Source organism: Atopobium sp. oral taxon 810 str. F0209, from assembly GCF_000466405.1.
In the GTDB taxonomy this organism is placed as follows: Bacteria; Actinomycetota; Coriobacteriia; order Coriobacteriales; family Atopobiaceae; genus Olegusella.
In genome coordinates this window covers 52959-65905 of the sequence record NZ_KE952944.1, presented here as the reverse complement: position 1 = coordinate 65905, position 12947 = coordinate 52959, and the positions used below count along the sequence as shown (strand labels likewise).

The window sequence follows — 12947 nt, the reverse complement described above, 5'->3', positions numbered from 1 at the left end:
GAAAGAATGTGTGGCGTTTGGCAAGCGGAATATCCTTGGGGTGTTGCAGCATATGGGGCGGAGAGTGTTGGCTGCGCTGGGAGGGTGCAGTGAGACAGCATGTGTTGGTTAGCGTCGGGAGATGCAGTGGGGCGGCAGAAGACTTCAGTAGCCTGTACAGAATTGCTCGTTTATACTCCACCTACCGATTAACGGGCTCTGTGGATATATAAAATGCAAACACCCCGTACCATGAGAATAGTGTCGGTGGTCGGAGAGGGGAACCATGGCAGGTTTTTTGAGCTTTAAATTTACGCGTGAAGAGCGCAATTGGGTTGGTTATGACGTGGGAAACTCAGCGCTAGTCATGCTTAATACCTCCGTTGTGCCCATCTATTTCAACAGCCTTCTAAAGGGCGGTGACTCCGATCGCCTCGTAGTGCTTTGGGGTTTGGCCCAAACCATTGCCTCGCTGGTGGTGGCTATTCTGATGCCTTTGCTTGGATCGCTCGCCGATCGCCGTGATATGAAAATCAAGTTTTTCTTGGGTTTCTTCCTCACAGGTTTGGTGGGCTGCATTGCCCTTGCATTGCCAATGGGAGCAACACCTTTCCTCGTGGTGTTTGTCATTTGTACCATTGGATTGAATTCATCAATGACTTTTTATGATGCAATGCTCACGGACGTTACAACTGACGAACGTATGGATAACGTCAGTTCTGCGGGGTTTGCGTGGGGCTATATCGGTTCCTGCGTGCCTTTTATCCTGTCACTGGTTTTGATTTTTGCTGGCCCAAGCACCGGTTTGGTTGATACGGCGACTGCCACTCGCCTGAGCTTTGTTATTACAGCTGCTTGGTGGTTGGCCTTTACTATTCCTTTGATTAAGAGTTACAAGCAGACCCACTGGCGTGAGGCGCGCGAGACGGGTGTGGCAGCAACTTTCCATGAGCTTGGTGTCACCATGCGTGAGATTGGTCAAAACAAAATTATCCTCACCTACATGCTGGCATTTTTCTTTTATATTGACGGCGTACATACGGTTATTGCCATGGCTACTAGCTATGGCACAGCACTCGGCATCGACTCAACGCAGCTGGTACTCGCACTGCTTATTACTCAATTTGTTGCTTTTCCCTCGGCAATTGCCTATGGCATGCTGGCGGGTAGGTATGGCACACTCAAAATGATTCGCATTGCTGTCTTGGCGTACTGCGGCATTGTGCTTTTTGCGGCGTTCTTCCTCAAGACTGCCTTTGAGTTCTGGATTCTTGCAATTACGGTTGGCCTTTTTCAGGGCGGCGTGCAAGCCTTGTCGCGCAGCTACTTTGGCAAGATTATCCCCAAGGAAAAGTCCAACGAGTATTATGGCTTTTTCGATATCTTTGGCCGTTACGCGAGCGTTATGGGTACCGCTATTGTTGCTGGTGTGACTGCTGCAACAGGTAGTTCATCCATTGGCGTACTCTCGGTGGGCTTGTTGCTGGTGGTGGGATGGCTCATGCTAAGAAAGCTTCCCAACGAGTAAGAGCTCATAAACAGTAAGAACTCATAAACCCATCAGAACCGCAACCTTATCTTTGTGTCGTGCGCGAGAGCTGATTCATACTCTAGAATAGGAGTAGTGATGAATCATGCGGCTGAACAGAGGTTGTAGTCCTTGAATCCGGTCATTGTCGTTCCCTCATATTGGACAGATGCCGATTGGCTGCCCGCAATGGGCGAAATCGGTAGCTATGATCATGCGACGCATGTTACTAAACCCATGCCCGAACTTGAGCTTTGTCTTTCCAGTCTCGAGCAAGTGCGTGGTGTGTTGCGTGTGGTGGTTTTGCTTGTGGCCGATAGGCGTTGCGAGGAAGCAGCGCGCGCACGTGTAGAGAGCATTTGCCGTGCACATGCCCGCTTGAACCTGCTGATTGTAGGCGACGCGGAAGCGCGTAGTATTCGCAAGGCGGTGGAACATATCGCACCGCGCATGCGTTCGGATTGCCTGTCGTTGCGCGGCTACGGTGCTATTCGCAATATGGGATTGGCTGTAGCTGCAGTTTTGGGGCACGACACGGTTGTCTTTTTGGACGACGACGAAGTTGTTCTTGACGAGAATTTCTTGTTGGATGCGGTTTATGGGCTTGGCAATGCTAATAGGCAAGGTCTGCCAATTTTGGCGAAGACGGGCTATTACCTCACCAAAGATGGCTCCCCTTATGCAGATGAGGGCCGTACGCGTTGGTGTGATAGATACTGGGGCCTGCATCGCGAGTTCAACCAGTGGATGCGTGGTGCGCTCTCGGGTACACGCATTTCTCGTTCAAACACCATTTACGGTGGCTGTTTCTCTGTTGCCGCAGAAGCTTTTACCAAGGTTGCTTTTGACCCCATGATTACCCGTGGGGAAGACCTTGATTACCTTCTTAACCTTAGGATGTATGGGATGGACGTGTGGTTTGACTCGCAATGGTGCGTGCGTCATTTGCCGCCCCCCATTCCTTCTCACGCATCCCTCTTTTTGCAGGATGTCTATCGTTGGTGCTATGAGATTGCCAAACTCAAGCGCACAAATGCAACGATAGGCATGCGACAAATTCGTCCTGCTTCACTCATGCCGTATCCAGCGCCGTGGCTTAGCGAAGACGAGCTTTATAGCCGTATCGCTCGTACGTCATTGCGCCGTGCAATTAGTTGTCGGGAGCATCTGTCGTATTTCTTTGTGTGGCGCCGCGGCCGAAAACAAGCACAGGAGTGGGCAAAAAAAATATCAGGACGTTATTTGGAGTTTCAAACTTATTGGCCGCGAGTAATGTCCATGCTTTGGGACGATCATCTTATCGCCCGAAAAATTCTGCAGTCAGGTACAGTACAGTCATTACATCAGGGAATCTCAGACGATACGATGGCAAGCGCTCCGTTGACCTCTCGGGATTTGCTTCCCAAGATTGAAGAGGAGCAGAGATGAGCGAAGCTCAAAATAACAAAGTTGGCTCGTCGCGCAGCACTGAATGGTCAGATATTCCCAGTTGGTTTAGACGTAATCAGGATACGTTGGTGCACGGCACGTTTATCGTGGCGGCTGTGTTTTTGGTTATCTTGCTTGCGTGGGGTATCACCGCTGCAAATTTTGCTGCAACGATGATTGCGGGCGGTGGCTTGGCTGTGGCAATTGTGTTGGTGGGTACCTCGACGGCGATGCCAGATAATCTACGCTCCGAAGCCACCGAGCGTACCTTGCGCTTGGCATCCAAGACGCTCAACTATATGAGCGGTGGCCTGACAGCTGAAAATTGCGAGCAAGTCTGTCGTATCTTGCTGCCTGAGACGCAGGCAAATGCGATTTCTATGACCGATACGCGTACCACTTTGGCATATGTCGGGGAGGAACGCGTAGATTTTCCCGTTGATTTTCCCGTCTCTCAGCCCACACAAGAAGTACTTGCGAGTGGGCATATGCAGACCTATGCTGACATTGATAAAGCCGAATGGGATGCTTCGGATTCCCCTAAAAAGCCCCAGGGTATACTGCCGCACCCCATTGGGGTTATTGTGCCTTTGATTGTGGCAAATCGTACGGTAGGCACTCTCAAGTTCTACTTCCGTCATGGTCGCGATGTTGATCGCACGCAGCTTGCCATCGCGCGCGGTTTTTCGGAATTACTCTCGACTCAGCTCTACAGCTATGAGGTAGATCGCCAAGCAGAACTTACCGCCCGCGCAGAGATTAAGGCCTTGCAGGCGCAGATTAATCCGCATTTTCTCTTTAATACGCTCAATACCATTGCGTCATTTACGCGTGTAGATCCTACTAAGGCACGTAATCTACTGCGTGAGTTCTCATCTTTTTATCGGTATACACTCGATAGTTCTCGCTCTCTGATACCGCTTTCGCTGGAGTTGGAACAAACACGGCGCTATCTCAAGATTGAAAAAGCGCGTTTTGGTGCAGATCGTATTATCGAGACAGAGCATATAGAAGCGGGTTGCGAAGCGATTCGTATCCCCGGTTTTCTCATTCAGCCTATTGTGGAAAATTCTGTCCGTCACGCTATGCGTGATGAAGGCCCACTGCATATTGATGTGCAGGTGGTGCACGATGGTGATGATGTGATGATTGCTGTTGCAGACGATGGCTTGGGCATGGGCTCAGAGGTGGCCGAGCGCCTGTTAGATAACTCCGCCAAGACGGTCACCATTGCCCCTGGTGCTCATGGCCGAGGTGCTGGCGTTGCTCTTTCCAATGTTGCTGAGCGCATAGAGCGCTTCTTTGGCGTGGGTTCTGGAGTTGAGGTTATGAGTCGTGAAGGTGAAGGTACGGTTGTTACTTTGAGATTGGTTAACGCTGCGCCTCATGATGATGAGGATGTGAGTGACGAGAGTGATACCTTTACTGAGCTGATCTAGTGTGAGCAATTCTATAGTAATTCGAACAGAAAAATGTTCAAAAGTGACGCTTTGACATCGTTGGCGTACTATATAGAGACTCATGCACGGCTATGACGCACAAGTTCGCACTGTTTTTAGCATCGGGTTTTTATGCTGCGTCCAGCTATGTCAGATATAGAGAGGATGATTGCATGCTGCGCGCTTTGATTGTGGACGACGAGGCTCCTGCTCGTTTCGAGCTGCGTTCCTTGCTAGAGGAGACAGGCAAAATGGATGCCATCTCTGAGGTGTCGAGCGCGCGCGAAGCTGTGGCAAGTCTGGTCAAGAGTCGCGAGCATGGTGGAGAGAATATCGATGTACTTTTTCTAGATGTCTCGATGCCCAAGACTACGGGTATGCAGCTTGCTGATGCATTGCATAAGCTCAAAAATCCTCCCGCAATTGTCTTTGTGACGGCATACAGCGAGTATGCTGTTGAGGCTTTTGGCGTCGATGCGGTTGATTACCTCATGAAACCTGTTGAGATGGACCGTCTGCAGCAAGCCATTGCCAAGGTTGAGGCTCGTCTCAAGACTGCGGTGATACAACCTGCAAATAGCATCAATACCGAGCGCATTCCTGTGGAAAAGGGCGGTCATAAGGTCTTGGTGCCTGTCAATCAGATTCGTTACGTTGAGGCCAAAGACGACTACTCCTGCATTTATACCGATGCTGATCGCTATCTGTCGACAATCTCGCTGGCCAAGCTCGAGCAGCGCCTGACTCCTCACGGTTTTTATCGTGTGCATCGTGGCTACATCGTTAACCTTGATTTTGTACAAGATTTTGTCACTATATCGGGCGGCGTTGTTCAGCTGGGTCTCAAGGACGTTGAAGACAAGAAGATTCCGGTGTCTCGCCGTCGTGTAGTTGCTGTTAAAAGGATGCTCGGCCTCTAAGCCGAGGTGGGGGAGTGCGTAATGCGATATGACATCATCTCCGATACCCACGGATGGCTTTCAGAGGAACTGCTAAAGCAGCTCCAAGGAGCTGATGTTATTGTTCATGCGGGAGATATCTGCTCCCCTTCTGACTATCGCACGCTATCAAATATTGCACCGGTGCATTTGTGTTTGGGCAACAACGATTGGGACAATATACCCTATGGCCCGCGCGTGCAGAAGCAAGTGCATTTTGAGTCCGAGGGTTTCCGCTGGCAGATTTGCCATTATGAATATCGCTTAGACTTAGACAGTTGCGATATTGCTGTGTGTGGACACACTCATCGCCCCTTCATAGAGCGCGATCAGACAACCGGCACGCTTCTTATCAATCCAGGCAGTCCCACTTGGCCACGCAACGGTTTTCCTTCTATGGTGCGCTTGATAATCACCAATGGCAAAATCACTGAGGCCCGCATTATTAAACTCAGCAAGGAAGATTCATGATTAAGCTTGCACTCTCAGATATTGATGACACGCTTGTCCACTATGGCAATGGAGCTACGGTAGAGGCAGTTGAAGCGATTCATGCTATGCAAGATGCAGGTTTGCATTTTGCTACCGCAACAGGTCGTGTAGCCTCGTCAATTCCTCATCTGCTGCGTGGAGATCAGAGGGCAAGCGCAACGACAGTTTGTTGCAATGGTCAGATTGTTTTGCTTGAAGGCAAAGTCATTGCTCGCGAGGTTTTGCCGCATGACGCGTTGGTGCGTGTGACCGAGATCTTAAGTGACGAGTTTGGCGCCGTGTTGACTTTGTATGAAGAGCATGACGTGAGCTATGGCGTTGGTATCTCTGATGAGGAACGCGCTGCTTGTAGCGATATTTTTTGGCCAGAGACAGGCGTGCGCCCCGTGGTGCCTGACTATGAAATTGTTAAGGCCAATGTACATGTAAAGGGTACACGTGAGCGCATGGCGCGCATTAAGGAAGTATTGGTTTCTGAGGTTCCCGAGCTGGATTTTGTTTATCCCAACCCCACAGCTCCCCTGATTGATATCTTGCCCCACGGCAAAAACAAGGCAACAGGAGCTGACGTTTTACGCAAAGCCTTGGGCTTAGATTGGGATGAGGTCTGCGCCTTTGGTGATGCAGAAAATGACCTCATGCTGCTTAATGCTGTGCCGAATTCGGTCGCCATGGCAAATGCCATGCCCGAAGTTGCTCGAATGGCTCGTTGGCACGTTGGTTCGTCTGCCGAAGATGCGGTGGCTGGTGCCTTGCGCGATATTGTGCAAGCATCCAAAACGGGATCCATGCCCAGCTTTATGAGCGAGGAGTAGGTCATGCTAAAGCCGGAGCGCCAAAATGCAATTGTCACCCTTGTGACCAAGTTGGACTTTGCTTCGGTAAAGCAAATTTCGGAACAACTTGATGTGTCCGAGATGACCATCCGTCGCGATCTTGAGGAACTTGCTGAGGTTGGGCGCTTAACGCGCGTGCATGGTGGCGCGCGTAGTATCGCAGGTCTTCATGGCACTGTAGCTCGTCGCGAATACACCACCAGCGAAAAGCATCAGCAGCACGCTATCGAAAAAGAACAAATTGCCCAAACAGCCGCTCGTCTTGTCCAAGATGGGGACACAGTTTTTCTGGGCGCCGGTACCACCTGTGAGGCGCTTGCGCGTGCTATTGGCAATGTCCATCTGCGTGCCATTACAAATAGCATTCAGGTTTTTAGTGCGCTTAACGAATGCGATACGCTAGATGTCATTCTTATCGGGGGAGAGTATCGTCCCAATACAGGTGCCTTTGTTGGGGGTATTTCCGAACGTTCTATTGAAGCTATTGGCATTAGCAAGGCGTTTGTGGGGACCAACGGTGTGCATGATGGACTGATTTTTGGTTCAAATTCTCTTGAGGGCAGCCTCTTTCGCATGGCGCTTAATCGTGCTGACGCTCGTTATGTGGTGACCGATTCAAGCAAGATTGGCAAGCGAGATTTTTACGGTTTCTACGATGTAGTGAACCTTGATGGCATTGTGACCGATGCTGCCATCAGCGAAAAGCAAGCAAAAGCCCTTTCAGAACTCACTGAAGTCATCTTCTAAAAATTAATCGGGTGAGAAAGCGTTTTGATCGGCCTTACCGAGTTTAAAAGCAATGCTTTGTAACTGGCCATCGGTCTCATGAAAGCTCGCTATTTTGTCTGAAAATTTTTTGTTTGATTGTGTGAATGGATTTTTGTTTAGAAAAGATTAACCCGCACGTCAACATAACTGTTAGCTTTTACAAAGCTGATTTTGCAAGTTTGCAATTCGCACAAGTATGTTTATCTGATGCAGAACAAACAAAAATTAACAATACAAACAAAACCGCTCACCGTTATAATACTACCGCTGGCGGTAATTCACAAAATATAATGGCAGTTGAACGTACATTTATACCAACTGCTTGCCAGTGATAAAAAATGTGCGGAGAGGAGAATTTCATGCTGGGCAAGGAAGTCATTATGAAAGAGCTTGCCGAAGTGGATCTTGAAGCATCCACCCCTTTTGAAGTTTTTGAGATTATGGGTAAGCGTTTCCTCGAAAAAGGCTATGTCAACGAAACTTATCTTCCATCCATTACTGAGCGTGAGAATAACTACCCCACCGCACTTCCTGTAGAGCCCTATCCCATTGCAATTCCTCATACCGAGGGCGAGGCTATTGTCAAGCCTTTCATTGCCCCTGTTCGTCTAAAAACCCCAATCCCTTGGGGTGATATGTCTGATCCCGACAACAAATTAGATGTGAAGCTCGCTTTTATGCTTGGTTTTAATGAGCCCGGTGCTCACATTATTTTGCTGCAGATTTTGATGCACAATTTCCAGCGTCAAGATTGGGTTGATGCTCTGTTCAAGGCTCCTACGGCCGATGCTTTCTATGACACGGTCATGGATATGGAATGGGTCTACGACGAGTAAGAGCCGCAAAAAGCAAGGAAAGTCCTGATTGAAAGGGGATTAGTTATGCCAGTACCTATTATCGTCGCCTGCGGCAGCGGAGTTGCCACTTCTCAGACCGTTGCCTCCAAGGTGAACCGCATGCTTAAAAAAGACAACATTGATGCCGAGGTCACTGCTGTTGACCTTAAGTCCGTTGAGCGTCATCTCAAGGGCGCGGCGGCCTATATCACCATTGTCCGTGAGAAGAACAAGAACTACGGCGTACCCGTTGTCGATGGCATCGCTTTTCTTACTGGCATGAACCAGCAGAAGGAGTACCAGAAGCTGCTGGGCTACATCAAGGATTTCCAGAACGCTGCTAAGTAGCGTTCTCTGGTGATTTGGCGTTACGCCAGCTTTCTACTCTTCCCTATCTGGGGGGAAGCTTGGTAGGGAAGAGCGTGGAGTTGGTGGCGGGTTTAGCAAGTGTAGTTTCACGCGAACGAAGAGAGGGTGCCTAATGGACATTAGTGCTGCTTCGACATGGATTCAAGGCTTCTTGAGTTCTGTCCCGTCGTACGTATTTGTACCTGCACTCATGATTATCATGGGTCTTATCGTCAAGATGAAGCCGTCTGAGGCTGTAAGTTCTGGTTTGCTGTTGGGTGTTGCCTTTACTGGCATGTCCATGCTGATTTCTTACATGACCGGCATCATGGGCCCCATCGGTGAGGCCATGTTGGGTCGCTTAGGCATCAACTTGCCCATCGTTGACGGTGGCTGGACAACCATGTCCGCTATCTCTTGGACCTGGCCGTATGCCGTTTTGATGTTCCCCCTGATGATTGTCATCAACATCATCATGCTGACCATCAACCAGACCGATACGTTTAACGCTGACCTCTGGAATGTCTGGGGCAAGATCTTTACCGCCGTCGGCGTTGTTGCCATTACTGGATCTGTGCCCATCGCTTTTGTTATTGCTGCTGTCCAAATCGTCTTTGAGCTCAAGATTGCTGACGTGTTCAAGGATCAGATTTATGAGATGAGTGGCATTCCTGGTGTTACCACTACTCACAGGATGGTATTTACCGCTGCATGGCTGTATCCCATCGACAAGCTTCTCCGCAAGATTCCTGCGCTGAACACCAAGATGGATGCTGCAGCACTGCGTGAAAAGATTGGTATCTTTGCAGAGAATCATGTCCTTGGTTTTATCCTTGGCTGCTTCTTTGGTCTGCTTGCTGGCTATGATCCGGGCAAGCTTCTCGGCACTGGCATTGAGTGTGCCATGTGCTTGACACTCTTCCCTGTTATCTCCAAGTACTTCATGGAGGCTCTGTCCCCCATCTCCGAGGCTGTCTCCGACTACATGAACGCTCGTTTCGAGGGTCGCACCCTGGTCGTCGGTCTCGACTGGCCGTTCCTTGGCGGCGCCAACGAGATTTGGCTTGCTGCTATGTGGGGCATTCCTGTAACCACCATCTGGGCATTTCTGCTTGCCGGCCATGGCAATGAGATTCTGCCCTTTGCAGGCATTGTCAATGTTTCTCTTGCAGTTCCCGCATGGCTTGTTACACGTGGCAACGTGCCTCGTATGTGCATCCTCTTTGTCATCGCTGTTCCTGTGTATCTGCTCGTTGGTACTGCATTCGCTCCCTTCATGACTGACCTTGCAAACAGCACGGGCCTCAAGCTGGGTCTTGCTGCTGGTCAGATGATTTCGAACTCTGGTATGGACGCTCCTCTGCAGACCTATGCTTTTGCAGAGTTCCTTGACTGTCTCAAGGGTAACTTCCTGCCTTTGATTTGCTTGGTTATCTGGATTCTGGGCTTTATGTACACAGTCCACGACATCAAGAAGGGTGGCAACGCTGCTCCCGAGACCACCTCTGAAGAGTAGTTTGTCTGGGCGGTAACGCCAGCCACTCATCTGGCATCGCCGCCGCCCGTGTTCTTCCCAGCACGGACGGCGGCTTTTTAGGTTCTGTCTAGTTTTGGTTCCACCAAATAGAAAGGATCCAACAATGCTTGAGGATCTTAAGCTCCGTGTTATGAATGTTGCAAAGCAGGCTCAGCGCGATGGTCTGTGCAAGCACAAGTCCGGTAACTTCTCTGCACGTGACAAAGAAACTGGTCTCGTTGTTATTACCCCAACCAGTGTTGACCGTGAGGACCTTGTTGTCCCTGATATGGTTGTTATGGACCTTGATGCTAATGTCGTCGAAAACCAGACCGGTTTGCGTCCTACCTCAGAGTCTTTGATGCATCTCAAGATTTATCAGGAGCGCGAAGACGTTGTCGCTTTGGCGCATACTCATTCGATGTATGCCACAACCTTTGCGGTGCTAAACAAGCCCATCCCTGCAGTTGTCTATGAGATTGCCAATCTCAACTGCTCTCAGGCTCGTATTCCTGTGGCTCCTTATGGTCGCCCCGGCACTCCTGCCCTTGCCGATAATGTGGTTGAGGCCATTCATGAGGCTGACGTTTTCCTGATGCAAGGTCATGGTTGCGTTGCTGTTGATGAGACCAGTGTGGAGGAGGCCTACCTCAAGGTTTGCTACATCGAAGAGCTGGCTGAGCTCTACTATCACTCTCTCGTTGCTGGTCAGGGTGTCGAGCCTTACAGCTTCCCTGTGGACGAGCTTCAGAAGTGGGAGTACCCCAAGGAGATTAAGTTTCCCAACGCTAAGTAGGTAAAGCTTCGGACACGGCAGACGTTGCGTGCATCTGCCGTGTCTTGGTATTGCCATTACATGTGGTTGTACCGACGGGAATGTGATTTTGCTAACAGCGGTATATCGCCATCGCAACAAGGGTTTGGAATAACTATATGAGCAAGGGCAAGCAGGTGCATAAGAGCAAAAAAATTCCTCAGGCGGAGGATGGTTCGGTGAACTCTGTCGAGCAGGATATCACTGCTGCTATTGACGCTGCTACCCCTGCGGCGCGCCGTGAGTCAAAGAAGGCAGATACTCAGACTGAGGCACCCGAAGAACAACCTACTCACAAGAGCGTTTGGAAAAAGACCGAAGACGGCGATTTGATTGTCTCGGAAAATCCTCTCACAAATGCCAATAAAACCAATGAGCGCGATGAGCGTCGTCGCCAGAAAAAACGCATTGAGCACCTGCGCAAAAAATATGGTCTTGAGCGTATGACTGAGCGCAAAGAGCCCTTGCCTATTTCGGTGGGCATGCGCATTTGGACTATCGTTGAGGTGCTTGCGCTCAGCGCAGTGTGGATTTTTGCTTTTAATCTGCTCTATGATCGTCTAAGTGACATCATGGCAGGCGTTGGTCTTGCGGTGCTTTTCTTTGGCATATTGTTTGCCATGCACGTGACTCGCGGTCTGTTGGAGTCGCGTCGTCGCTACGACGTAAAACCTTCGGCCTCGACAATTCACTATTACATGCAAATGCTGCATTACGACGTCAGATGGTGGGGCCTTATCACTTTTGGAGTGTATGCGGCTATGTGGTTTGTCGAGCGTTTACTGCCTATTAGTGGCACTGCAATGGATGTGGTCTATATCGCTTGTGCTGCTTATCTGGGTTATGTCTGGACTATCAAGTACAAAGGTATTGAGTTTGTGCCCTTTACCTATATGGAGACTATTTTTTGCCTGATTGCGATGTTCTCCAATTACATCGTGTTTTTTGTCGTTCGCTAAGTTGCCACCGCGCAAAAGAAGGGATGAGCTATGAAAAAGATCATCAACGCACCCGAGAACTATACCGACGATATGCTGCGTGGCATCTACGCAGCTCATCCCGAGGTTACTTACGCCGAGGATGACCTGCGCTGCTACTGCATTGCCAAGCCCAAGCCCAACAAAGTTGCCATTATCACTGGTGGCGGTACGGGACATTTGCCCCTCTTTCTGGGTTATGTAGGCGAAGGTCTTATCGACGGCTGCGGTGTTGGCGGCGTATTCCAGTCCCCTTCGGGTGAGCAGATTTACAACATTGCCAAGCAGGTTGAAACAGGTGCTGGCGTGCTGTTCCTTTATGGCAACTACACGGGCGATATCATGAACTTTGACATGGCGGCCGAAATGCTTGATATGGACGACATTGAGACTCGCTCTATTGTCGGCGCTGATGATGTCAATTCCAACGCAAATCCTGAGGCGCGTCGTGGTGTTGCTGGCATCTACTTTATGTACAAAGCTGCTGGTGCCAAGGCAGACCAGGATGGCACTTTGGATGAGGTTCTTGCAGCTGCAAAGAAGGCCGGAGATAATGTCAGGACTGTTGGCTTTGCTCTGACTCCCTGTGTTGTGCCTGAAGTTGGTAAATCTAACTTCACTCTTGGCGACGAGGAGATGGCCTTTGGCATGGGCATCCACGGCGAGCCCGGCGTTTGGAATGGTCCCATCAAGATTGCTGATGAGCTAGCAGAAGAGTCTCTCGACATTATTCTCAAGGATATGCCCGTGGCAGAGGGTGAAGAAGTTGCCGTACTTATTAACGGCCTCGGTGCCACCTCTGGTGAGGAACTCTACATTCTCTTTGATTCGGTCCGTCGCTATCTTGATGCCAAGGGTATTAAGGTCTACAAGGCTATCGTCGGCGAATATGCTACCTCAATGGAAATGATGGGTGCCTCTATCTCAATCTGCAAGATGGATGACGAGCTCAAGGGCTATGTTGACTACCCCGTGAATACCCCCTTCATCTGCCAGAAGTAAGAAATGTCTGGGACAAGTAGGTTCTGCTTGTCCCAAGTTACACGCA

Annotated in this window: 13 protein-coding genes; all 13 read left to right on the top strand. The window is 49.9% G+C overall.

Going from position 1 to position 12947, the window contains the following annotated elements; all coding sequences use genetic code 11:
- Positions 1-265: 265 nt before the first annotated feature.
- The 13 genes from HMPREF9069_RS03685 (at position 266) to HMPREF9069_RS03625 (ending at position 12901) form a co-directional block, all read left to right on the top strand.
- Positions 266-1507, top strand: coding sequence for an MFS transporter (locus HMPREF9069_RS03685; protein ID WP_021625808.1), 1242 nt, complete (start codon positions 266-268; stop codon positions 1505-1507).
- A 132-nt stretch (positions 1508-1639) separates the two neighbouring features.
- Complete coding sequence (locus tag HMPREF9069_RS03680) at positions 1640-2935, top strand: glycosyltransferase family protein (protein WP_232204036.1); 1296 nt, start codon at positions 1640-1642, stop codon at positions 2933-2935.
- On the top strand, positions 2932-4374 hold the full coding sequence (locus tag HMPREF9069_RS03675; RefSeq protein ID WP_021625806.1) for a histidine kinase: 1443 nt from the start codon (positions 2932-2934) through the stop codon (positions 4372-4374). The genes HMPREF9069_RS03680 and HMPREF9069_RS03675 overlap by 4 nt, the downstream gene beginning before the upstream one ends.
- A gap of 173 nt (positions 4375-4547) precedes the next feature.
- Positions 4548-5294, top strand: a complete 747-nt coding sequence (locus HMPREF9069_RS03670; protein ID WP_035438376.1) for a LytR/AlgR family response regulator transcription factor — start codon at positions 4548-4550, stop codon at positions 5292-5294.
- A 21-nt stretch (positions 5295-5315) separates the two neighbouring features.
- A complete protein-coding gene (locus HMPREF9069_RS03665; RefSeq protein WP_021625804.1) occupies positions 5316-5783 on the top strand; it encodes a metallophosphoesterase family protein in 468 nt (155 codons plus the stop codon).
- Positions 5780-6619, top strand: a complete 840-nt coding sequence (locus HMPREF9069_RS08820; protein WP_021625803.1) for an HAD family hydrolase — start codon at positions 5780-5782, stop codon at positions 6617-6619. Before HMPREF9069_RS03665 ends, HMPREF9069_RS08820 begins: the two co-directional genes overlap by 4 nt.
- Before the next feature lie 3 nt (positions 6620-6622).
- Positions 6623-7387, top strand: coding sequence for a DeoR/GlpR family DNA-binding transcription regulator (locus HMPREF9069_RS03655; RefSeq protein ID WP_021625802.1), 765 nt, complete (start codon positions 6623-6625; stop codon positions 7385-7387).
- A 380-nt stretch (positions 7388-7767) separates the two neighbouring features.
- The gene (locus HMPREF9069_RS03650) at positions 7768-8244 is read left to right on the top strand and encodes a PTS sugar transporter subunit IIA (RefSeq protein ID WP_035438375.1); all 477 of its coding nucleotides are present in this window, start codon (positions 7768-7770) and stop codon (positions 8242-8244) included.
- Positions 8245-8289: 45 nt separating this feature from the next.
- Positions 8290-8592, top strand: coding sequence for a PTS sugar transporter subunit IIB (locus HMPREF9069_RS03645; protein WP_021625800.1), 303 nt, complete (start codon positions 8290-8292; stop codon positions 8590-8592).
- 133 nt (positions 8593-8725) lie between these two features.
- Positions 8726-10108, top strand: a complete 1383-nt coding sequence (locus HMPREF9069_RS03640; protein WP_021625798.1) for a PTS galactitol transporter subunit IIC — start codon at positions 8726-8728, stop codon at positions 10106-10108.
- A gap of 124 nt (positions 10109-10232) precedes the next feature.
- A complete protein-coding gene (locus HMPREF9069_RS03635) occupies positions 10233-10904 on the top strand; it encodes a class II aldolase/adducin family protein (protein WP_021625797.1) in 672 nt (223 codons plus the stop codon).
- Positions 10905-11041: 137 nt separating this feature from the next.
- Complete coding sequence (locus tag HMPREF9069_RS03630; RefSeq protein WP_021625796.1) at positions 11042-11881, top strand: hypothetical protein; 840 nt, start codon at positions 11042-11044, stop codon at positions 11879-11881.
- 30 nt (positions 11882-11911) lie between these two features.
- Complete coding sequence (locus HMPREF9069_RS03625; protein ID WP_021625795.1) at positions 11912-12901, top strand: dihydroxyacetone kinase subunit DhaK; 990 nt, start codon at positions 11912-11914, stop codon at positions 12899-12901.
- The last annotated feature ends 46 nt before the right edge of the window (positions 12902-12947 follow it).

What these genes read in the sequence shown, in the direction of transcription:
- HMPREF9069_RS03655 (WP_021625802.1), top strand. Translation starts at nt 6,623, where the DNA reads ATGCTAAAGCCGGAGCGCCAAAATGCAATTGTCACCCTTGTGACCAAG.
- HMPREF9069_RS03640 (WP_021625798.1), top strand. Translation starts at nt 8,726, where the DNA reads ATGGACATTAGTGCTGCTTCGACATGGATTCAAGGCTTCTTGAGTTCT.
- HMPREF9069_RS03670 (WP_035438376.1), top strand. Translation starts at nt 4,548, where the DNA reads ATGCTGCGCGCTTTGATTGTGGACGACGAGGCTCCTGCTCGTTTCGAG.
- HMPREF9069_RS03675 (WP_021625806.1), top strand. Translation starts at nt 2,932, where the DNA reads ATGAGCGAAGCTCAAAATAACAAAGTTGGCTCGTCGCGCAGCACTGAA.
- HMPREF9069_RS03625 (WP_021625795.1), top strand. Translation starts at nt 11,912, where the DNA reads ATGAAAAAGATCATCAACGCACCCGAGAACTATACCGACGATATGCTG.
- HMPREF9069_RS03650 (WP_035438375.1), top strand. Translation starts at nt 7,768, where the DNA reads ATGCTGGGCAAGGAAGTCATTATGAAAGAGCTTGCCGAAGTGGATCTT.
- HMPREF9069_RS03635 (WP_021625797.1), top strand. Translation starts at nt 10,233, where the DNA reads ATGCTTGAGGATCTTAAGCTCCGTGTTATGAATGTTGCAAAGCAGGCT.
- HMPREF9069_RS03645 (WP_021625800.1), top strand. Translation starts at nt 8,290, where the DNA reads ATGCCAGTACCTATTATCGTCGCCTGCGGCAGCGGAGTTGCCACTTCT.
- HMPREF9069_RS03685 (WP_021625808.1), top strand. Translation starts at nt 266, where the DNA reads ATGGCAGGTTTTTTGAGCTTTAAATTTACGCGTGAAGAGCGCAATTGG.
- HMPREF9069_RS03665 (WP_021625804.1), top strand. Translation starts at nt 5,316, where the DNA reads ATGCGATATGACATCATCTCCGATACCCACGGATGGCTTTCAGAGGAA.
- HMPREF9069_RS08820 (WP_021625803.1), top strand. Translation starts at nt 5,780, where the DNA reads ATGATTAAGCTTGCACTCTCAGATATTGATGACACGCTTGTCCACTAT.
- HMPREF9069_RS03630 (WP_021625796.1), top strand. Translation starts at nt 11,042, where the DNA reads ATGAGCAAGGGCAAGCAGGTGCATAAGAGCAAAAAAATTCCTCAGGCG.